General features: G+C 60.6%; 13 protein-coding genes, 1 tRNA gene and 1 pseudogene. 4 read left to right on the forward strand and 11 right to left on the reverse strand.

The window, feature by feature from the left end; all coding sequences use genetic code 11:
• Positions 1-337: 337 nt before the first annotated feature.
• Positions 338-2,497 (forward strand): hypothetical protein, encoded by a 2,160-nt coding sequence (locus ACXADQ_RS20605; protein WP_475325975.1) that lies wholly within the window; start codon positions 338-340, stop codon positions 2,495-2,497.
• A gap of 3 nt (positions 2,498-2,500) precedes the next feature.
• Positions 2,501-8,644, forward strand: coding sequence for a vWA domain-containing protein (locus ACXADQ_RS20610; RefSeq protein WP_475325977.1), 6,144 nt, complete (start codon positions 2,501-2,503; stop codon positions 8,642-8,644).
• Between the two features lie 83 nt (positions 8,645-8,727).
• Here ACXADQ_RS20610 and ACXADQ_RS20615 read toward each other — a convergent pair whose 3' ends face one another.
• The 6 genes and pseudogenes from ACXADQ_RS20615 to ACXADQ_RS20640 all read right to left on the reverse strand — a co-directional run bounded on the left by ACXADQ_RS20615 (position 8,728) and on the right by ACXADQ_RS20640 (position 15,543).
• Entirely contained in the window at positions 8,728-10,611 is a 1,884-nt protein-coding gene (locus ACXADQ_RS20615) for an acyl-CoA synthetase (protein ID WP_475325979.1), read from the reverse strand.
• 178 nt (positions 10,612-10,789) lie between these two features.
• Entirely contained in the window at positions 10,790-11,206 is a 417-nt protein-coding gene (lysM, locus tag ACXADQ_RS20620) for a peptidoglycan-binding protein LysM (RefSeq protein WP_475325981.1), read from the reverse strand.
• A 215-nt stretch (positions 11,207-11,421) separates the two neighbouring features.
• A complete protein-coding gene (locus ACXADQ_RS20625) occupies positions 11,422-13,209 on the reverse strand; it encodes an ABC transporter transmembrane domain-containing protein (RefSeq protein WP_475325984.1) in 1,788 nt (595 codons plus the stop codon).
• Positions 13,210-13,502: 293 nt separating this feature from the next.
• Positions 13,503-13,576 (reverse strand) — tRNA-Gly (locus ACXADQ_RS20630).
• A gap of 111 nt (positions 13,577-13,687) precedes the next feature.
• A pseudogene (locus ACXADQ_RS20635) lies at positions 13,688-14,182 on the reverse strand (integrase core domain-containing protein); the annotation flags it as partial.
• 201 nt (positions 14,183-14,383) lie between these two features.
• A protein-coding gene (locus tag ACXADQ_RS20640) for an IS3 family transposase (protein ID WP_475325986.1) occupies positions 14,384-15,543 on the reverse strand; the annotation gives its coding sequence in 2 pieces (ribosomal slippage) (positions 14,384-15,294 and positions 15,294-15,543; 1,161 coding nt in all).
• A gap of 82 nt (positions 15,544-15,625) precedes the next feature.
• On the opposite strand from ACXADQ_RS20640, the gene ACXADQ_RS20645 reads away from it, so the two are divergent.
• Complete coding sequence (locus tag ACXADQ_RS20645) at positions 15,626-16,696, forward strand: 3-hydroxyacyl-CoA dehydrogenase family protein (protein ID WP_475326115.1); 1,071 nt, start codon at positions 15,626-15,628, stop codon at positions 16,694-16,696.
• A gap of 125 nt (positions 16,697-16,821) precedes the next feature.
• The gene (locus ACXADQ_RS20650) at positions 16,822-17,505 is read left to right on the forward strand and encodes a TetR/AcrR family transcriptional regulator (protein WP_475325989.1); all 684 of its coding nucleotides are present in this window, start codon (positions 16,822-16,824) and stop codon (positions 17,503-17,505) included.
• Positions 17,506-17,885: 380 nt separating this feature from the next.
• Here ACXADQ_RS20650 and ACXADQ_RS20655 read toward each other — a convergent pair whose 3' ends face one another.
• Genes ACXADQ_RS20655 through ACXADQ_RS20675 form a run of 5 tightly spaced genes read right to left on the reverse strand, consistent with a single transcriptional unit; the run spans position 17,886 to position 22,681 of the window.
• On the reverse strand, positions 17,886-19,364 hold the full coding sequence (locus tag ACXADQ_RS20655; RefSeq protein WP_475325992.1) for an aldehyde dehydrogenase: 1,479 nt from the start codon (positions 19,362-19,364) through the stop codon (positions 17,886-17,888).
• Positions 19,365-19,372: 8 nt separating this feature from the next.
• Positions 19,373-20,407, reverse strand: coding sequence for an LLM class flavin-dependent oxidoreductase (locus tag ACXADQ_RS20660; protein WP_475325994.1), 1,035 nt, complete (start codon positions 20,405-20,407; stop codon positions 19,373-19,375).
• Between the two features lie 3 nt (positions 20,408-20,410).
• Positions 20,411-21,334: a flavin reductase family protein gene (locus ACXADQ_RS20665; RefSeq protein WP_475325997.1), complete on the reverse strand. Its 924-nt coding sequence runs from the start codon at positions 21,332-21,334 to the stop codon at positions 20,411-20,413.
• On the reverse strand, positions 21,331-22,110 hold the full coding sequence (locus ACXADQ_RS20670; protein WP_475326001.1) for an alpha/beta fold hydrolase: 780 nt from the start codon (positions 22,108-22,110) through the stop codon (positions 21,331-21,333). Before ACXADQ_RS20670 ends, ACXADQ_RS20665 begins: the two co-directional genes overlap by 4 nt.
• Positions 22,082-22,681, reverse strand: a complete 600-nt coding sequence (locus ACXADQ_RS20675; protein ID WP_475326003.1) for an amino acid synthesis family protein — start codon at positions 22,679-22,681, stop codon at positions 22,082-22,084. The genes ACXADQ_RS20670 and ACXADQ_RS20675 overlap by 29 nt, the downstream gene beginning before the upstream one ends.
• Positions 22,682-22,752: the final 71 nt, after the last annotated feature.

Here is a 22,752-nt window from a genome sequence, read left to right on the forward strand (position 1 = left end):
GGATCAGGTGGCTTTCGCTGCGTCGCTACATTACCATACTATTTTTGTCAATTTATTTTGAGGCAAATTCTTTCCTCTCGTTCCGAAACCCACATTCCGGCAAATCATTGCCGCTGTATCGGACCCGCAACAGGGTATGGGAAATACGCATTGCGCTTTTCAATTGCGCGGCGATAGTTGCCAGGTGTTCTGCTGGCGCGGGCGGCCTGGCATTCAATTTTGGTCAGGGCACCGGCGCCGGTTGTACTCAGTATTATTGAAACGGGATTTTTGTATGTTGCGACATTGCTCTAGAATTCTTGCGATCGGCCTGGTGACTGGTTGGGCCGCTGTCTGGATGGCGACGCCCCTGTCGGCCCAGGATGACCCTAGCGTTTTTGACACAGACACGCAGGACATTTTGTCTGATCTGGCGGATATCGCCCAAGACCTGCAAAGTGCCATGGCCTTGCGGGCAGATCAGGCCAACGCGGTGCTGGAACGCATTGGCACCGAGGCTTCGGACATCGCTGCCTTTGTCGGTGGCCAGATCGGATATGTTCCCTATCGTGGGGTTTTGCGCAGCACCGAGGGCGTTCTCAACTCGGGATATGGCAACAGCTATGATCAATCCCTGACACTGGCCGGCTTGCTGAAGCGGGCCGGCTATGAAACGCAGGTTCTGGTGGGCTCACGCCCCGGATCGGCGGGCCAGCCATCGGTGACCCGGGCCCTGCCTGACCTTCCGATCCCCGAAGATGTCGCCGAGCTGAGCGACGAGTTCGAAGAGGTCGGTCAGGAATTGCTGGAGGCCCTGGGAGGCGCGTCGACTCGCTCCGCTATATCTGGGCAATCGCGCGATCTGCGACCAGGAATTGGGGCGCTGAATGCCGCTGATCCGATGCTGCCAGACCTGCGTATTCCGGGATCCGAGATCGAGGAGCAACTCTATGCGGTTGTCCGCTATCGCCGCTCGGTCAGTCAGGACTGGTCCTGGTTTGATCCCGCGCGCAACACCTCGATCACGGCGCCGGACACCAGCAAGGGCGCTTTCATGAACGCCGAAATTCCCACGCAACACCTGCACCAAGCGAGGCTTTCGCTGGTTGTCAAATCCGCCAAAGGTGGTGAGGTCTCGATCGCCGAGTTTCGCGCCCCCGTGGCCAATCTGGCGCGCACCAGCGTCAGCTTTTCGATTTCCCCGTCCGGATATCTGAGCCAGAACCCGGATCTGTCCAAATTCGACCCGCGTCAATCGCTGGTGGTGACGTCAGATCTGTTCGCCCCAATGGCCGTATCGATGGACGGGACGGTTGTCCCGCTCGAGGCCTTGGCTGGTGGCGCCGGAGACGTGTTCCAGACTGGCGCGGGGCTTCTGGGCGAGGCCTTGGCCTCGTTGGACAATGGCGGGGAACGCACGCAACCCGAGTTATTGTCACAAATCCTGTTGCGCTTTGCCATAGAAGCCCCGGACCAGCCGCCCTTGCTGGGCGAACGCATTCTGTTTGACAAGGCCACGGCGCAATCCAAGCTGGCCGCAGCAGAAGACTGGCAAACCCTGTCGCAAGACGATCAGCGGGCCGCGATCAAGGCGCTGATGTTGGCCCGCCTGTCCGGGGGGTATATTTTTTCGGTCGGAGGGTTCTTTGATGGCGCACAGCAAGTCGCCACGACAGCGCTGCAATCCATTGCGGAATTGATGGATGACCTGTCAGACGGGGCGCTAAACAGCCCGACCTCGGGGGAGACGGCCTCGATGGCGATGATCGCGACCTTCTGGCGTGAACTCAGCACTCTGGTCAGCGACACGGATGACTTGGCGCATGCCCTGCCCTCGATCGTGCTGCTACGCACCTTTGGGGACATGGGCCAGAACAGCTCGGGGCTGGCCACCGATATCCTGTATGACGGGCGCATTCCCCTGGATGGCGCGAAAATGACGGTGGCCGTTGCCGCCCTGCGCGCCGCCGCACAAGAAGCCGAGCTGGCCGATCGCATCATCGCGACGCTGCCCAATCACATGACCCAACTTGGCGCCTTTAAACTGATGCAAGAGAGCATTACAGCGGGAATACCCCCAATCAACGGCCCAGACTATCTGGCCACCCTGCCCCAAGAGGCCGACGATCCCGAACTGGCCCTGCACCGCGCGGTGATCGAGCGCACGCTGAGACAAGGCGCACATCTGATCGTCTGGCCCTCGGACAGCGTGCTGAAAACGGTCTGGCTGGAAATGGATCCCCATCGTGGCACTGCGCGGCTTGCCAATGGGCTGGGGACAGGCAGCACCGCCACCGAAGAACAGCTTTTTGTGATCTCGGCCGTGGGCATTTTGGCGCGGCATTTCGTCAACCTGGACGCCTGCATGAAGCAACCCAAGAAAAAACAAGGGAAATGCGCGACCTGCAACAACATCAAGTCCGGTCTGGCGGCCGTGTCCCTGGTGTTCGGAGGTGCCGTCGGCGCGGCCAGCGCGATCACGTTCGGAGAAGTCGTCATCGAAAAAGCGTGCGTGTAAGACATGGGCCGTCTGATCGCTTTTGTCGCCGCCCTTGTCTTTGCGACTCCGGCCGGGGCGCAGCTGATTGATGTCGAAGGCACACTTGGCTCGGCGACGCTAGGGGGCACCAAGCAGGCCCAGACGGTTGTCGAAGATCTGAAGCTGACGATCGGGGCGCCGCTGATGCTGCCCGCCCAGGCCGATGCCGCCCAGCGCTACGACACGGACGGCGTCTTGTTTGTGCCATTGGGTCCGGGCACGCAGGCGCGCTCTTGGACATTTACGATCCTCAACGGCGCCCCGACCCTGCGCGGGCGCGTGGCGGCAGTGCAATTGCCGACAGACGAGGCCGGACGGATCCGCAAGATCGAGTCCCTCAGCGCCGTTTCGTTGGATGCGACGCAACCCGGCCATATCGCCTTGCCCACTGGGGCAACGCATCTGGAAATCGCGGTGTCAGAGCCAACGCAGCTGGCCTTTGTCCCAACACCCGAGCTGGGTGCGAAACCAGACGGGCCTGTGCGACCCGGGGAATGGGTGCGCCCCCCTGCGGGCCCGCGGGTCACGCTGGAGGCACCGATTGCGGCTCTGGGCACTGGCGAGGACCTGCAACAGGCGCGCCTCAGCGTTGCGCTGCCGCAAAATTATGCGGGCGAGGTCATCTATCACTATCCCACGGCACGGATCACCCTGCCCCTGACAGGGACCCCGGCTACCACGCGCGCGCCTAATATCGAGGCAGCCCTGGAACGGGTCGAAGTTGTGTACCAGCGCGATGAAGGATTTGGCGCAGATCCCTGGCCCACCTTCGCGATGCGGCTGGACCATGCCCCGGTGGACAGCGATGAAAAAGAGCCAAACGACACCTTCGAAACCGCCCAGCCGCTGAACTGGCCCGCGGGCAAGAAGCGTCACCGGGTCAGCGGGATCGGCACCAGATCCTCGCCTGATTTATGGGCGCTCGAGGTTACCGAAACCCGCGCTGGGGCGGGTTTGCTGATCTCGGCCGATTTCGGGGACCTGACCGGAGAGCTGTCATTGCTGAGCCCTGACGGCCAGGTTTTGGCGCGCCGCACAGGAACCGGAAAATCCGAGCTGTCCGATCTGGTGCTGCCCGTTGGACAATATGCCGTGGCCATCGCTGTGCGCGATCAAGTTGCGCCCTATACGCTGCGCACCAAAATGCGCAAACCTCCGCGTTCAAACGAAGAATCCGAACCCAATGACCTGATCGCGCGGGCCTCTTTGCTGCCGCTGGGACAGGCGATATCCGGGAGCGTCCCGGCTGGGGACGAAGATCATTTTCGCTTTACCATCACGGATTTAGAGCAGCTGTATACGCTTCAGGCGGCAGGAGGCCCCGAGCTCAGCCTGCTGTTGGGAAATGGTGAACAGGTTCTGCACACCCCCGCCAACCGAGAGGGCCGCCTGACCCAGCTTTCGGGTCTGCGCTTGCCTGCGGGCACCTATTTCGTCCGTCTGCGGGGGGCCGAATCCTATCGGTTGGAATTGCTGGAAACCGGCGCCGCCCCGACCGATTTCGAGGAAGAACCCAACGCCCGAGCCTTTGAAGCGATGCACCTGAAACTTGGCCAGTCAGTGCGCGGAATTTTCAACACCAAGGGCGAAACCGACGGGATCCGGTTCGAGCTGGACGCCCCTCAACATGTCCGGATTCAAATCTCGGCGCCGGATGATTCCCAGCTGCGGGCCGTGTTGAACTATGGCGGGGTCCCGGTGCTGGACCATTGGAATTACGCCCCAGGCAGCAGTTCTGATCAGACCTTCTTCTTGCACCCCGGCGCCTACCACCTGGCGCTGACCCATTTGGGCACGGACCAAAGCCGCGATGCCTGGCGGGTCGCGTTGCAGCCTCCTCAGGCCGCTCAGATTACCGAGCCCGAACCCAATGCGCGCACCCCGATTTCGCTTCGGGCGGGCAACTGGGTGACGGGGCATGTTGGCGGGTTGGATCCCAGGGATAGTTTCCTGATCGACCTGCCCGCACAGCCGGGCGAGATTTTCTATCATTGCCTTCAGCCCGAACACGCTGATGTAGAGACCGGCCTTCTGGTGGGGCAGGATGATCCAGCCCAGGCCCGGCTGCGCGGCGCAGGGGTTCCCCCCGAAGGCCTGTCGATGGCGCATCAGGGCACGGCTGGCACGCGTTTTATGATCAGCCACCGTCCCAGGCCAGACGGCCCTAATCTCTATCGCTGTGCCCCCCGTTGGAAAACGCCCGAGACCCTGCGCCAGCAGCTGCAAACGACCGCACCCCGAGTGACAGCACACTATCGCGCGGCGGGGATTGATCCCGCGGATCGTCTGCCCGTGCCCGTCAACCTGACGGTCAATGTCACCGCCCCCGAACAAACGCTGATCCGGCGGATCGACTTTGCCTCTGATGTCACGGCCATCGCCGCGCGTTGCAGCGATGCGCAGGGGCATGTGCACACCGGGCGCCTGCACCTGTTTGACGAAGCGGGCCAATTCGCCCGGATCACCCAGGAGGCTGACGGCGTGCGGGTTTTTGAGGGCGCGATGACCACGGGTTTTGTCCGGATCGAGGCCCAATCAATCGCGCCAGGGCAGTCCCTGAGCTGTGCCTTGTGGCCCGCCACGGGCGATAGGACTCCGCCACAGGGCCCGACAATGGCTCTGACAGCAGAGGTGCCCTGGGAAACGACGGATTTGCCGGTCCGGCTGAAAACCGCCGCGCTGCCCGGGCGGTTGTGGCAACCTTTGCGGATCGATTTTGGCGGGGCTGGTCTCTTCTCGGCTGACTGTGGGCCCGACACGGCCAACGAGCTGCGCGAGCGTCGCTTTGGCGCGCCCCCGATGCATCCCCGGCTTGAACTACGAGCCCATCCCGACACCCAACACGCTCGCGAAATGGCCTGCGATCTATATGATCTGACCCAATTGCCGCTATTGCCGCTGCGCGATGCGCCCGCATCGCTGCCTCCGGTTTTGAACATGGCGACCCCAGTGGCCCCCTTCGCCGCCTTTGCGGACCTGTCGCAGGCGCAGGAAATTGGGCTGACGGTCACGAACCCAAATGACCACCCGCTAAATACCACCCTGATGCCGCAGGTCAGTGCGCGCAGCTGGACAATCGGGGACGGACCGGTTGATCTGACCCTTGCCCCGGGCGAGAGCCGCGCTTTGTCCTTTTCCCTGTCTGCCCCGCCCTATCTTGGGGCAAACGAGGACGCAGCCATCCACTTCACAGCCGAGGGCCCAAGTTTTGCGCTTCAAGAGCTGCGCGTGCCGCTGAAGACCACGCAACGCGGCGCGCCCGTTGGGGCGCGTCCGTATTGGCCCGTGCCTGAACAGATGATCGGTGGGCTGAATGTGGCATGGCACGCGCTTGGCGGAAGGGTCTGGGCGGTGAATGACGCTCGGTTGCCCGAAGACCAGCAGCACCTGCCCCTGATCGACCGCAACGCGCCGCGAGTCCAGCCGCACTTCATTGATCATGCCCAAAGTCTCACGCTGGATCTGGCCGGGCAGACGCCGGTGCCCTTGGCAGGGTTTGTCTACACGATGCGTCCGCAGGCGATGCCTCTGGACCGGATTCCGCGCAAATTGCGGATCGAACAGTCCCAGGACGGACAGGTATTCCAGGATATCGGCTTGTTCGATCTGGAAATCACCCCCACTCGGCAATTTCTGACCTTTCCCAGTGGCGTGGCGGCCCAATATCTGCGGCTGTCCAATCCCGATTGCGCGGACCAGCGGCACTGTCTGTACGCCAGCGAAGTCGCCGTGATCGCACAGCCCGATTGGTCGCCGACCCCCGAGGGTGTCAATCTGGCTGATCCGACGCTGGGTGGCTTGGTGATTGGCAGCAACACGCCGGGTGGAACCAATGTCGAGGCCCTCCAGACCGGCTCTGAACGTCTGACCCTCCTCCCGCCCGAGCTTGGACCCGAAGAGACACCCCCGGACTATGTCGGGTCCATGGTTCTGGGCTTTTTCAAAGCCCGGGCCGCGCAGGTGCAGCGGATTTCCTGGCTGCGCCCCACGCCCTATGACGACGAGGTTCCCTATGTCGATATCGCGATCGGGAACAGGCCGACCGGACGAGGCCAGTTCGTCGGACGCATGATGCGCCCTGAACCCGGTCAGGTCTCGGATCTGATTCTGCCACCGGGCACCCGCGCCCGCTATGTGTTCGTGCATCTGCCCTATTCCCCGGATCGGCAGGCAGCCCCGGCACAGATCCAGGTGATCGAGACACCCCACAGCAGCGCGTATCGCTCGATTTTGGGGATCTGGCCCGAGGATGATCGGCGCAGCTATCACGACTGGATCGCGCGCAACGTACCTCCTGTGTCCGACGCATTGCCTGCGCCTTTAGGCGGCGCATTTGGCGCCGGGCAGCTGCTGCCGGCGAATCAGACCCTTCGTTCCGCGACCCGCAAAGAGGACGCGCCCGATTGGTATCACCTGGCCGCACAACCGGACGCGGCCCGGACCATGCTGCGCGTTATTACGCTGAGCGCCCCCCGGATCGTCGAGGTTGGCCTGCGCCTGTATGACGCTGACCACACCGAAATCCCGTTGACGCCGCTTGGCGCCTTTGTGCAGGAACGCCCTGATTTGAAACAGGTGCTGGACGGGCTGATGGCGCAGACGGCCGCCGTGGAGGGCGATCATATCAGCTATGTGGCGCAGGTGGATCCGCGCCGGGACCATTTCCTGAAGGTGCACGAAGAGGGACGTCTGCTGATCCTGCGGCGCGAGATGTCCAGCATGTTAGAGCTGGCGGAACCGACGCGGCGGCGCGCATATCAAGAGCTGGCCAACATGATGGGCGACGGGCAGGACGCCTTGTCCATCGGAGTTCCGGGTCGGTCCGGTCAGGCGCTCTTGAAGGGGCGCGACGAAATCATGTTCGCATTGTCGCGCGTGGATTCGGACCTCAAGGAACGCGGCCTGGGCACAACCAAGTTCGGCGAGGCGCTGCGGGCGGATGCACAGGTTTTGCGCCACTGGCCCGGCGGCAAAGGCATCGTCTATTACGGGACAGGCGCCGGCATGGCGCAAAGGGACGATCGGGATTGGACCTTTGCCATTGGCTCGGTTCCGGCACGCACCTGGGCCGTTCTGGTGCCCTGCAATGATGGGAATTTCTTCTGCCCGAACCCGGCCGAAGTTGACCCCTATCCCATGCATTTCGCCGCAGCATTTGAGGGGCGGTTCCTGCGCACTCTCAGCCGCGCCGAAATCCACGAGGCACTGATGAACGCGGCCTCTGCGCTGACGGGCCCCAAGGTGTATGAGCTGTCCTGGCGCGATCTGCCCGCCCCCCCGAAACCGGCCAGTCTGACCCTGGTTGACCATCAGGCCGGCGGGTCGGGGCAGGCCCAGCCCCCAGAGCAGGACGCCGATCAGTTTGCCCCGGCCGTGTCGCTTGTGTTGGATGCCTCGGGGTCCATGCTCAAGCGACTGAACGGCACGCGCCGAATTGCGATTGCCAAGGACTCGTTGCATCGCCTGGTCGAGCAGGTGATCCCCGAACAGGCCCAGGTCAGCCTGCGGGTCTTTGGGTTGGCCAGGGACGGGTGCCTGACGCGGCAACTCAGCCCGCTGGCGCCGTTGAATCGCCCTGCCCTGAAATCCGCGATTGACCAGATTCAGGCGATCAACCTGGCCAAAACCCCCATCGCGGCCAGCCTGACGGCCGCTGCACAGGACCTGAGCCAGGCGGGTCCGGCGCGCACCATCATTCTGCTGACAGATGGCGAGGAAACCTGCGACGGCTCGGTGGATCAGGCCTTGGACGCCTTATCTGAAAACGGAATTCAGGCGACGCTGCATATTGTAGGGTTTGCCATTGATGATGCGGCTCTGGCCGCTGATTTTCGCCGGTGGGCCGGTCGTATGGGCGGGAATTATTTCGCAGCCAACGATCCCCAGGCCCTGGACGAGGCCGTGTCTCAGGCGGTGGCGCTGGCGGTGGCCCAGCCGTTGCCCAAATCCGCGCAGCTGATCCCACTCGATCAGGGCAGCGCGCCCGAGACAATCGCCTTTGGCTCCAGCCGCTCACTGGCGCCGGGCCGATATGCGCTGAGGCTGGAGGATGGGCGCGCACTGGAGGTGACCCTGCAACCGGGTGAAGCATTGTCGGTGTCGCTGGCGGACTTTGGCCAAGACTAGCCGGCCAGATCGATTAAACCGTTTCAATCAAAACAAAAAGGGCCGCCTCAAAAGGCGGCCCCATTCCAGAAAACAACGTCGGGTCAGTCGGCCCATTCCCACGGGCGGGTATAGGCGCCCAGCACATGCCCGACCTCGTCGTCATGCACCACGCCTGTGCGCTCGACACGGGCCACCAAACCACGTTTCTTGTCGTCGACAACTTCGATGACCTTGGCGTTCAGCTTGGCCTCGTCCAGGGCGCTGTTGTAGATGCGCGTGATCGCCTTCTTGCGCAGATCGGGCTTAAAGACCTTGCCCACGGCGGTTTTGGGCAGCTCGTCCAGAACCTCGATAAACTTGGGTTGGGCGGCGCGCTCGTGCACATGGACCTTGCAGTGCTTCAGCAGCTCTTCGGGCGTGACCGAGGCCCCCTCGACCAGTTCGACATAGGCGCAGGGAATTTCACCCGAATGCACATCGGGCTGTCCGATCGCCCCGGCAAAGGCAACGGCCTGATGGGCCAGCAGCGCCTCTTCGATCTCGGCGGGGTCGATATTGTGGCCACCGCGGATGATCAGGTCCTTGGCGCGCCCGGTGATCCAGATGTAGTTGTCTTCGTCGATCCGACCCAAATCACCCGTGCGCAGGTACTTGCCGTAGTAGTACAGATCCTTGTTTTTATCCGCCTCGGTATAGGTTTCGGGCGCGTTCACACCGGGGTTGGACACGCAGATCTCGCCCACCTCATCAGGCGCGCATTCCACCGGCTCGCCATCCACGTTCTTGTAGATGCGCACGTCACAATAGGGGAACCGAATGCCGACCGAGCCGACCTTTTTCTGCCCATCTACCGGGTTCACCGACACCAGACAGGTGGCCTCGGTCAGGCCATAGCCTTCGACGATGGTCACATCCGAGGCCGTTTCGAACCGGTTGAACAGCTCCAGCGGCAGCGGCGCAGACCCCGAGAAGGACGTCTTCACCGAGGAAATATCCGCATCCACCGGCCGCTGCATCAGGGCCGAGATCGCTGTGGGCACGGTGATGATAAAGGTAACCTGCCAGCGTTCGACCAGCTTCCAGAAGTTGTCGAACACCCCGTCGCCGCGATATCCGGCCGGTGTCGGGAACACCACATGCGCGCCCGAATAGATCGCGGCCATCAGGATCACATGCACCGCGAAAACGTGGAACAGCGGCAGCGGACAGATCACGTTATCCTCGGGGGTGTACAGCAAGGTGCCGCCCAGCCAACCGTTATAGATGATCCCCGAATAGCGATGCTGCGCGACCTTGGGCATGCCGGTGGTGCCACCCGTGTGGAAATAGGCGGCCACGCGGTCGCCCTTGCTGTCAGCAAAGCTCAGCTCGCGCGGGTACTTTTTCAGCGTCTTATTGAAATCCAGCACGTCCGCATGGTGCCCGCCCGGGTTTTTGGGGCGCACCAGCGGCACGATCCAGCTTTTGGGCGGGGTCAGATAGCGATTCAGATCAATCTCCAGAACCGTGTGCACACCCGGCGCGTGGCGTACAGCCTCGGCGGTTTTCTGAGCCACATCCGTCTTGGGGAAGGCCTTCAGCGTCACCACAACCTTGGCCTTGGTCTCGCGCAGAATGGCACCGATCTGCTCGGGCTCCAGCAGCGGGTTGATCGGGTTCACGATCCCCGCAATAGCGCCACCCAGCAGGGTCAGGATGGTCTCGTTACAGTTGGGAAGGACAAAAGCCACCACGTCCTGCTCGCCAATCCCCAGATCGCGGAACATATTGGCCGCCTGACAGCTGCGCGCGTGCAGCTCGGCCCAGGTCAGGGTTTCAGCCTTATCCGTCGGCCCGGACAGCAGTTGAAACGAAACCGCCTTGCCGTTGCCGTTCTTTTCCTTGGTCCGCGTCAGCATCTGGTACAAGGTCTGGGGGACGTCGCGCGCCTCCCACGGCATTTCGTTTTCAATGGCGATCGTGTCCTGAACGGATGCAAAGCTCATCTTTTTCCTCCCGTAAGAGACCCGCAGCACAGGCGGACCTTCGTGTTCCTCGCGCGCAATGTGTAAGTGTTTCGGCCTTCTTACAAGACGACCCTAAGGTCAATTGCGCAACGTCAAAACGCAAAAAAAGGCACCGATCGGCGCCTTTTCTCCGGTTTCACTTGGAATATCTGGAGCGTCAGGCCGACGCGTCCACCGGGATGCGCAGAACCTGACCCGGATAAATCTTGTCCGGATGGCTCAGCATCGGCTTGTTGGCCTCGAAAATCTCGTTATAGCGATTGGCACTGCCCAGGGTTTTCTTGGCAATGGCCGACAGGGTGTCGCCCTTTTCCACCGTATGGAACACGGCATCGTCTGCGACCTCGTCCTCGACCTCAGCCACGCCCTCGACATTGCCCACGGCCAGGATCACCTTCTCGCGCAGCTCAGGCGTCAGCGCCGCACCCGAGATTTTCACCTTGTCGCCATCCACTTCGAAATCCAGACCCTCGGCATCCAGGCCCAAGTCTGCGACCTCTTGCTTCAGCACCTCGGCGGTCGGCTCTTCCGCCAGTTTCTTGCCCGACTTTTTCCAGAAATTGAACAGTCCCATGATATGTCCCCATTGTTAGCAGCGCGCCACAACTGACGGCCTTCCCCGACAAATCTGGCGAAACCCGCTAGGCTTCAAAAGGGGAAAACCGGCCAAACCGCGTCACTACCGCAACGGCAACTGTCCCGCGTCACCTCTCCGCAGGCCGAGGCGGCCGCCACAGGCGGACGACGAGACATCAAGCGCGCGCGTCAGCGCGCTCCGCTGAATAACGCTCAGACAGCCCCATCGGTGAATTGCAACTTGGCCAGACGCGCATACAATCCGCCCTCGGCCACCAATTCGTCATGTGTGCCCATGGCCACGATCTGCCCCTGATCCATCACCACGATCCGATCCGCCTTTTTCACGGTCGCCAAACGGTGCGCAACGATGATGGTCGTGCGCGTTTTCGACAGCTCATCCACGGCCGCCTGCACCGCCCGTTCGCTTTCGGCATCCAACGCGCTGGTTGCTTCGTCCAACAACAAGACCGGCGCATCGCGCAAAATCGCGCGGGCAATTGCGATCCGCTGTTTCTGCCCGCCCGACAACATCACCCCGCGCTCGCCCACATCGCTGTCATAGCCCTCGGGCAATTTGCCGATGAACTCATGCGCGGCGGCAGCCTTGGCGGCGGCTTCCACCTCGGCATCCGAGGCACCGGGGCGGCCGAACCGGATATTTTCGCGCGCCGTGGTGGCAAAGATCACAGGGTCCTGCGGCACCAACGCCATATGCTGGCGGAACGCATCGCGCGACATCTGCGACAGAGGGGTCCCATCCAGCAAAATCTGCCCGGATTGCGGATCATAAAAGCGCAGAATTGTCTGTACGATCGTCGTCTTGCCCGCCCCAGAGGGACCGACCAGCGCCACGGTTTCCCCCGGCTTGATCTGCAAGGAAACGTTGTCCAGGGCCGGGGCATCGGGGCGCGATGGATAGCGGAAATTGACCTGATCAAACGTGATTGCCCCCGTCACCGGGCTGGGCACCGCGACCGGCTGAGCGGGATCGGCCACGCTGTCCTGCGCCCGCAACAGCTCGACCAGGCGTTCTGTGGCGCCGGCGGCGCGTTGCAGCTCGCCCCAGATTTCCGACAAGGCGCCCACGGACCCGGCCACCATCACCGAATAAATTACGAACTGTATCAAAGCGCCTGCGCTCATCTGGTCGGCGCGCACGTCATTGGCACCGATCCACAGCACCCCGACAACGCCTGAGAACACCAGAAAAATCACGATCACCGTCATCACGGCGCGGGTGGTGATCCGACGCCGGGCCGAGCCATAGCTGCGCTCGGTTACGTCGGAGAAATCCCGGCGCGAGGCCCCCTCGTTGGTAAAGGCCTGCACGGTCTGGACGGACAAAAGCGCCTCGGAGGCATTGCCCGAAGATTCCGCGATCCAGTCCTGGTTTTCGCGGCTCAGCACACGCAACCGCCGCCCCAGCACCAAAATCGGCACAATCACCAAGGGCACGATCAACAGCACCATCCCGGTCAGCTTGGCCGAGGTGAACAGCATCAGCACCAGGCCGCCCGCAAAGATCAGCACATTGCGCAAAGCCACAGAGATCGACGACCCGATCACGCTGAGGATCAGGGTCGTGTCCGTGGTGATCCGGCTAATCACCTCGCCGGTCATGATCTTTTCGAAATAGGCCGGGGACATGCCGATGATCCGGTCGAACACGGCCATGCGGATGTCGGCAACGACACGTTCGCCCAGACGGGTCACCAGCGCATAGCGCAGCCCCGTACCCAGCGCCAACACTGCTGCGATGGCCAGCGCCGCCCCAAAATACAGATCCAACAGCGCGGCGTCCGCCCCGTTGAAATTGTCCACCACGCGGCGCACTGCCAGCGGCAGGATCAGCGACACGCCAGCCGTCAGCACCAGCGCCAAACCGGCCAGCAACACCATCAATTTATACGGTTTCAGAAACGGCCACAGCTCTCTCAACGCGCCGACGCGTTTCGATTTCTCGCGATCCTCGGTGACAGTAGTGGTTCCGCGCGCCATGGTCTTCCTTTCCCTGTCCTGCGCTGGCGGTTTAAGCGAGCTTTGGACCTCGGGCAAGCTGTGCGTATGTCGCGGTTGCGAGATCTAAGCGCGACAGCACCGAAACCTAGGAAGACGGTCCGAATTCCCGCAGTTTTTTCATGAAGATAATATTCTGGAGCGGGCGGCGGGAATCGAACCCGCGTCATTAGCTTGGAAGACTAGTGCGAAAAACCCTATTTAATGAAAATTAACAATTGGTTAGCAAAAAGAACCAAACTTATTTGCAGGCAATGTGTCGGAAAAAAAATTTTTGGAGCGGGCGACGGGAATCGAACCCGTATCTCTTGCTTGGAAGGCAAGGGTCTTACCATTACACAACGCCCGCTCAACGTTCACCGGTACTATTGCATCGGTTTTTCGTCGTCAAGTTATGAACTTCAACCTTCTGAGAGTCCTTAGGTTTGGTTTGATGGCCATACGCGGACAGTTTGTCCATGTTCATTTTCTCTGCAAATTCCATCGGTGCCAGGTTGCCCCACGCCGAATGTGGTGTTGGATATTTGTAATCCTTCTGCCATGCTTCCAGCGTTCCACAGGCCTCTGCCAGTGAAATGAAGAGCGTTGCGTTCAGACATTCGTCACGCAGCTTGCCGTTGAAGCTTTCGATGAATGCGTTTTGGGTTGGGTTTCCCGGCGCGATATAGAGCCAGTCGACCCCGTTGTAGGAAACGATTGTTTCTGGCATCCCGCGTTCGGAAATGGCCCGGTCCAGGTCCTGCGTGACCCGCAAGCCGGACAGGGATGTGCCGGCGATCAGTACCAGGTTCTCACAGGTATGGTCGTCTACCACGGCACGGATGCGGAACCGGCGGCCGTCGGTGATGGCGTAGGAGACGAAATCCAGGCTCAAACGCCGGTTCTCACCATCCGGCACAACCATCGGCCTTCTGGTGCCCTGGACCTGGCGCGGAATTGTTCCGCTCCTTTGCCTTGGTATTTTGCCACAAAGGAGAAAGATCATGGCATAGAAATTGCCCCCACAGTGCATTGGACTATCGACCACCAGCCCCAGTTTCCATCATCCCGATGGAAACAAGACCAATCATGCACTAACAATCAAACGGGATCACTTAGGCGGGGCTGATTAATTATGAAAACAAAGCTTGTGACCTGCCCCCCGAGGCTCCCTCATTCATAACGAGAGTTTGCGGGTCTGGTATTCATAGTCTTGGTCGTCAATTTGGGCAAGCGCGCCGGACGCGGAGCTCTCAAATTGCTCAAGCGTTCGGCGCGCTTCTGCGGGCGTTTTGTTTCCGAGAGATGAGTGCGGCCTGACGTTGTTGTAGTCGTACCGCCAGAGCGCCAGTTTTCGACGCGCATCATCCAGACTTTCGAACATCTCTTCATTTAGACATTCGTCGCGCAAGCTGCCGTTGAATGACTCGATGAAGGCATTCTGCTGTGGCTTGCCCGGATCAATGTAGTGCCAGTCGACGCCGTTGTCGTTCGCCCATTTCAGGATTGCCCGGCTTGTGAACTCAGTCCCGTTATCGCTGACAATGCTGGCAGGCTTGCCATAGATACGCACAAGCGCATCCAACTCACGCGCAACCCGGGCACCCGAGATGCTGGTGTCGGCCATCAGGCACAGGTTCTCACGGCAGAAATCGTCATTGACGGCCAGGATGCGGAACCGGCGTGATGCCCCGAACGTGTCCGACAGGAAGTCCATCGACCAACGTTCGCCTGGCCTCAAAGCCTCTGGCATTGGTGTTCGAGACCCACGCGCCCGTTTCCGTCCACGCCGTCGCCGAACGCCCAGCTTCTCCTCGGTGTACAGCCGATACAGCTTCTTGTGGTTCATCACGTATCCTTCGCGCTCCAGCATCACGCCGATCCGGCGGTAGCCAAACCGACGCCGTTTGGCCGCGACGGCCTTCATCTCCTTGCGTATCTCAGGATTGTCCGGCGGGCGTTCACGCCGGACCGTCTTCGGATCGACACCGACAAGTCGGCAGGCCCGGCGTTGCGAGATGTCATGATCCCGCATCGCCCTGAGCGCTGCCTCTCGCCGCTCATTCGGCGTCGTCAACTCTTTCCCAGCAAATCCTTCAGCACAACGTTGTCCAGCATGGCATCGGCCAGCAGACGTTTAAGCTTGGCGTTCTCGTCCTCCATCGCCTTCAGCTTGGCCGCATCAGACACTTCCATGCCGCCATACTTGGATTTGAATTTGTAGAACGTGCCCTGGCTCAGGCCATGCTTGCGGCACACCTCCGCCGTCGGAATCCCGGCTTCTTGTTCTTTGATCATCCCAATGATCTGGGCTTCAGTGAAACGGCTCTTTCGCATTTGTTTGCTCCTTCAAGAGGTTGAGCAAACTCTACATTAAAGTGCGGGAGATTTCGGGGGGCAGGTCAGATCTGTTGCAATCATCGGGGCTGGTACCATGGGCGGCGGCATTGCAATTGGATGCATTGCAGCTGGCCTGGAAACGCGCGTTATCAACTCGCAGGTCGCCAGCCTGCAACGACTTCAGGCCCGTGCTCAAAAATTCTTTGATCGTCTCGTCGTCAAGGAACAGCTGATGCCTGAAGGTCGCAATTCTGCTCTGTCTGCTCTTTCTGTATCTACAGACCTTACAGACGTTTGCGGCGCTGATTTGATTATCGAAGCCGTGTTTGAAGACTTAGACGTCAAGCGCAAGCTGCTTGGCGACATTGCAATGCACGTTGAAAAAGACACACTGGTCGCAACCAACACAAGCGCGCTAAGGGTTTCGGACATGGCCAACGCTCTGCCCTACCCTCAGAATTTCCTCGGTTTGCACTATTTCAGCCCGGCGGAACACAATCCAGTAGTAGAATTGGTGGCCGGTACGCAAACCTCTGAAAATGCGTTGAACCTTGCAAAAGACTTTCTGAATAGCACTGGAAAAACCGTAATTTCTTGCAATGATTCCAGTGGTTTCGCTGTGAATCGCTTCTTCTGCCCTTACACGAATGAGGCCGTTCGCATCGTAGATGAAGGACTGGCCACCACCGGCCAAATCGACGAAATCGCGCATCAGGTGTTCGATCTGGCGATTGGACCGTTCACGGTCATGAACATCGTAAAGCCCCGCATTAACCTAAGTGCCGTATCCAATCTTTCCGGCCTCGGCGCGTTCTATGAGCCAGCGACCGGTCTTCAGAAAATCGGAGTCGCTGATGGAATCTGGGACATTGAAGAAAACCCCGAAGCCCTTTTGAACGAGCAAAAAGAGATCGTAACTGATCGCTTGTTGGCATCGGTTTTCTTCCCTGTGCTTGAAGCTATTTCCGAAGGCGTCGCCTCGCCCGAGGCGATTGACCTTGGCGCGACAAAGGCGCTGCGGTTTGGGCACCCGCCTGTCGCACTTATGAAATCTCTGGGGAAGGACAAGGTCGAAACGATCTTAGCGCCGCTTCTCGTAAAGTTTGATCACGCCATGCCCGAGGCGGGCCTACGGAAAGTGTTTAGCTAAGGCAAAATCAAGGAAAGACCCTATCTAGAACGGTCGCTCGATTTAAGAATTGGCCGTTCGGGGGTTTGAAAGGACAAACACTTATTGCAAAGTTGGGGTTCTACAGCAGTCTACAGGAGGCCCCCGTGCTTGTCGCGTCTGATCACTCACCCGAAGCCCTTTGCCGCTCAATGCTGGAGCGCAATAGCGATACCATTTCTATCCGCAAACCAGAAGTTGCGATCAAGAAACTGGTGGTGATCATAGAGACCGCATTGGAAATCTCGAACCGCAAGGGGTTCCACGCCATGTCCTTGCGTGAACTGTCCAAGGAGGCCGAAATCTCGATGGGTGGCCTTTACGCCTATTTTGACAGCAAAACCACGCTGTTAAATATGATCCTGTCGCAGGTACTGACATCTGTCCAAGATGTACTAACCCACCCACCCGAAGACGTCACACAGGATCCGCTGACCCATCTGAGATGGCTGATAGAGGCCCATATTCTCCTGACCGAAGAAATGCACTCTTGGTTTGTCTTCTGTTTCATGGAAGCAAAGAGTTTTCCCGAAAAAGAACGACAGATGGCAATCGAAAGTTCCAATTTTACGGAACAGGTGTTCGCAGACGTTATCAGCCGCGCGCAGGCACAGAATTTGCTGCGCTCCGACATATCCCCATTCCTACCCTCGCTTATCAAACCGCTCTTGCAGGATTGGTATGTCAAACGCACGAAATACCGCAAAATGGGTGTATCCGCAGAGAGCTACGTACAGACTGTGCAGGACTTCGTTCTAGCAGCCTCCCTTCCCCCGTCCAACCCTACCTAACCGTTACCGATACCCTTCGACGGTGATCAGCCCCACTTGAGTGGTCCAGTTTGAGTGTTCGTGCATGACCGGCCTCAGGTCCATCGGGACGATGGCTTCCGGCCCTGGTGGGCGAGCGGCAGCTTTAGCCAGTCCTTCAGATGCTTTTCGAACTGGAGACGCAACGTGTGCTTGTGCGCCTCCGACCGCAATTTTGGGCGCGACAGGTAGCTCTCCATCGCCACCTCAAGTGTCGGCGCCCCGATTTGGCGTTTCTCGCCAGCCCCCCTAGCAACTTGGAGAGACAGCATGAAAGACACATCGCTTCCTTGATGGGCTCTTATGATACCATTTCACCATACCCGCTCGAAGTTCTGGTCACCTAAATCAACGCGAAATGATCAGCGCATCACGAACGGGTTGGCCATCGGCTGATCCGAGGTATTGATCCAGGTGGTTTTCGTGCGGGTGTAGTCCAGCACAGCCTCGGCCCCGGCCTCGCGCCCATATCCCGACTCGTTAAAGCCCCCGAAGGGCGCAATGGGCGAGATCGCACGATATGTGTTCACCCAGCAAATCCCAGCGCGCAGGCGGCCCGAGACACGATGCGCCCGCGCGACATCCTGTGTAAACACGCCCGACCCCAGCCCATAAGGCGTATCATTGGCCAATTTGATCGCTTCGTCCTCGGTCTCGAAGGGCAGCAGCGACATGACCGGGCCGAACATTTCAACCTTCAGCGTTTCGGTCTCTGGCGATTTGCATTCAACCAGCGTGGGCGCCATGAAATTGCCCGCGCGCTCCAGCGGCTGCCCGCCAAAATGGATATCAGCCCCCTGCTGGCCAGCCTTGGCCAGAGTCTGGGCGATTGTGCTTACCTGCGCTGCCGTACACTGCGGCCCGACATGAGTGTCTGGAGCCAGCGGATCGCCAACAACAATCTGGCTGGATTTTTCCCGGATTTTTTCGATCAGCGCAGGCAGAATGCCGCGCTGGACCAGCCCCCGAGACCCCGCAACGCAGCTTTGCCCCGAGGCCCCGAAATTGCCCGCGATCAGCCCGTTGGCGGCGCTTTCCAGATCGGCGTCGTCAAACACCAGGATCGGGGACTTGCCGCCCAGCTCCAGCGTTGTCACGGCAAAGTTTTCAGCCGAGTTGCGGATGACATGACGCGCGGTTTCCGGCCCGCCGGTAAAGGCGATCCGGTCCACATCCGGGTGGCGCGTCAGCGGGATCGCGCAATTTTCCGCGTCTCCGGTCACAACCGAGATCACACCGGGCGGGAACCCCGCCTGTTCGAACAGTTTGGCGAATTCAAGCATTGGGGCGGGTGCGATTTCCGAGGCTTTCAGCACCACGGTGCAGCCCGCCGCCAGCGCGGGGCCCAGCTTGGTGGCTGTCAGGAACATCTGCGCATTCCACGGCACGATAGCGGCGACCACGCCAATCGGCTCGCGTCGGGTGAACACATGCATGTCCGGTTTATCGATGGGCAAAACGGCGCCTTCGATTTTATCGGCCAGACCAGCGTAATAGCGGTAGTAGTCGCCAACATAGGCCGTTTGTGACGCTGTTTCGGCCAACAGCTTGCCGCTGTCAGTGGTTTCGACGCGGCCCAGCGCCTGGGCGTTTTGTTCAATTAGATCGGCCAGGCGATACAGCAGTTTGCCGCGCTGCGTGGCGGAGATATCGCGCCAGGCCGGATCGCCCAGCGCCCGGCGCGCGGCGGCGATCGCGCGATCTACATCCGCAGGGGCCGCGCAGGCAAATGTCGCCCAATCCTGCCCCGTCGCGGGGTTCTGCGAGGCCATGACCTGCCCCTGCGCGCCCTCGCACCAGGTGCCGTCAATATAGAGTTGATAGTGGGGAAGCGTGCTCATGTCGGGCCTCATGCAAATGCGGGCATCACGTCGTCGATAAAGCGCAGCAGCGAGGCGCGCTTGCGTTCGAAACTCATACCGCTGTCGATCCAGAACGAGAATTCATCATATCCCAGATCCTCATAGCGTTTCAGCTTGTCGATCACCTGCTGGGCGGTGCCGATGGTCAGATCGCGCATCAGGGTGTCGGGCTGGAACATCGGGTTGGCGGTGATCTCGTCCTCGGTCAGCGGGTCGATCATACCCTTGCGAATGGCCCGCTGGTTCTGGAACCAGGCCGAAAAATAGCTGTAGTAGCGCTGGAAGGACCGCGCCGCAGTGGCCACATCATCGGCATCCGCACCCACATAGGTGTGGTGCAGCATCATGATCTTGGGGCGCGGGCCGGAATAGCTGTCGCAGGCCGCATTAAACCGCCCCATCAGCGTTTCGACCTCGTCCATGCCCTGCCACAGGGGCGTCACCTGGATGTTGAAGCCGCTGTGCACGCCGAAATCATGGCTGTTAGGATCACGCGCGGCGATCCAGATCGGAGGCCCCCCATCCTGGCGGACCGAGGGCACGGCCGTGGTCGACGGAAAGCTGTAGAATTCCCCCTGATGGGCGCAGTCGCCGCTCCAGATTTTGGGGACCAGCGGGGCGATCTCGCGCATGCGTTGACCGGCTTCCCAGGCGTCCATGCCGGGCATCATCCGTTCATATTCGAAACTATAGGCCCCGCGCGCGATCCCCAGTTCGATCCGCCCACCGGTGATCTGATCCGCCGCAGCGGCCTCGCCAGCCAATCGGATCGGATGCCAGAAGGGGGCAATAACGGTGCCAGTGCCTAGCCGCACGTTTTTCGTATGATGCGCCAGATCCACCAAGGGCAGAAACGGGTTGGGCGCGATGGTGAACTCCATCCCGTGATGTTCCCCGGTCCAGATGGCGCGAAACCCGCCCTCGTCCGCTGTTTTGCACAATCCCACAAACTCGTCATATAGCTGCTGATGAGACTGGTCAGGCGTCAGCCGTTCCATATGTGCAAAAAGCGAGAACTCCATGGGTCAGGTCCTTTGGGTTATCCGATGGATGTCGCCCTTGTTCGTGTCCCCGAGGTACAGCGAGAAGTTCCGCGTACGGACCTCGTAGGCAAAGCGCGCCATCATGTTGGTGATTGATTGACGGGTGAAGGTGATGCCGGGCAGATCAGCAGTGGGGATCAGCTCGACCCCCGGCAGATCGCGGGTGGTGGCCCCGCTGCCCAGGAAATAGGTGAATTTGGCACCGGTATTGGCATCGGTATAAGACGAGTAGACCTGGTTCAGCTCGGCCTCGACCCCTTGTGCGGCCAAGCTGGCGGAAATGGAATTGCGCAGGTTTCCAGCCTCGGCCACGCTGACCTGAAGCGGGCGGTATCCCTTCTCTGTGCGTTCCAGCAGCACTCCGCCATCGCATTCGATGATCGCCCCGCAGGTGACGGGCTGCTGCACGGATTGCGCCGAGCTGTGTTCAAGCCCCAGGCTGAAATAGCGCCCGGCCACATAGCCCAGACCCAGACCCTCGGACTGGGTGAAATCCTGCACCTCGCCCATCAGGATGCTGTGATCGCCCGCTGGGATCACCTGATGTGTTTTGCACGAGAACCGGGCCAGCGCACCGTCGATCACCGGCACGTCATTCAGATCCAGCGAATGGGGCACCTGAGCGAACCTGTCCTCTTTGGAGCCCGCAAAGATGTTGGACACGTCCCGCTGTCCTTCGGCCAGAACGCTGATGGCGAAATGGCTAGAGCCGGTGAAGGCCTCGTAGGACGACAGAAACTTGCCCGGGCAGACCAGCACCATCGGCGGGTCCAGCGACACCGAGGCAAACGAGTTCGCCGTAAAGCCCACCGGCGCGCCTTGGGCATCGCGGGTTGTCACCACCGTGACTCCGGTCATGAAACTGCCAAACGCGTCACGCAACGCGCGGGGATCGAAAGAGGTCAAGTCAGGCACTCCTTTGCAAAACGCACCAGTTGGGCGTTCACTGTATCAGAGTGTGTCATGGGCACCATGTGCGCGGCGCCGTCAATCACCTCGGCCCGGCCATTTTTCACACGCGCGGCCATGGTTTGGGACATTTCGGGGGTCGAGTTGGGCTCGTCCGCGCCGGTGAGGAACAAGGCCGGGCAGGCGATGTTGGCCAGTGCCTGATCCGAGGGGCCATCGCTGTGGGCAAAAACCGAATAGGCCGATTTATAGCCCTGCGGGTCGACCAAGCTCAGCCAGCGACGGCAGGCCGCACGCGCCGGGCTGTCCGCTTGGCCAAACCAACGGGTCAGGGTTTCACTGGGATCAGGGACAGTCTGGCCATCCAAGGCGTCCGCTCGGGCCTGAACGGCGCGCTTGGCGCTGTCTGAACGGCGGAAAATCGCGTTCATGGCCACCACGCCCCGGATCGTCTCGGGCCGAGAGGACGCAAGCTCCAGCGCCAGCATCGCGCCCATCGAATGGCCGATCACAACGGTTGGGCGGTCCAAAATCTCGGACAGGGGTGCCACGTAGTCTGACAAGGCCTTGCCCTTTGGCGCGGCGCTGCCCCCATGGCCCAACATGTCGGGCGCGATCACGCTGAAACCCGCCCGGGCCAGCGCTTCGATCTGCGGTGCCCAGGCTTCGGCGCGCAATCCCACGCCGTGCAGCAGCAGGACCAAAGGCCCCTCGCCCGCCGTGATCGCCGCCAATGGGCCGAGCTTAGACCGCTGCCGGGTTGTCCAGGTCATGACCCAGGTCCTTCAAATCCTGATAGCGATCGCCAATTCGGTGATGCGGCCGCCCCGAGGTCGCGGCCCCCAACACCACCACCACCTCGTCGGCGCGCGGCGCGTCCGGGATGGCGAATTGAATGGTCAGGTAGTGCGAGCGCCGCCCGGCGTCGTTCTTGTCCATCAGCGGCACCATGATCGGCGCATTCGCCGGGCCGCGCGTGTTGGTGAAGGCCAGATAGGATTTCGCCCCCACGGCCTCGCGATAGAAATTCCCAAAGCGCAGGGTGTGGATCAACCCCGAGGCATGCTCGACCTCGCCGTCCAGCCCGACGACAGCGGCTTTGCCATAGGCCTCGATCTGATCGCCCCCACCGGCCAACGCGATCATCCGGTCGGTCATCATCTGCCCCAGAACCGGACCATAGGCCTGAATTTCCGGTTTCAAATCCTCGACATAGCGCCCGGCCCAGGGGTTTTTCACTACTGCGGCCACGGCGAACATGCGCCACGGCTTGGGGGCCGCGCGAAAGCCCTCGATCAGGACCTCTTCGTCATAGGTTACGATCTTCCGAATTTCGGGCGTCATGTCTGTCTCCTGTTCGCTGGGGGCAGACTGACGGCGGGGCGCGAAATTGACAAATGAAACAAGTTGAGCCA

The sequence above is a fragment of the Thalassovita sp. ABM4_323 genome, from assembly GCF_056158665.1.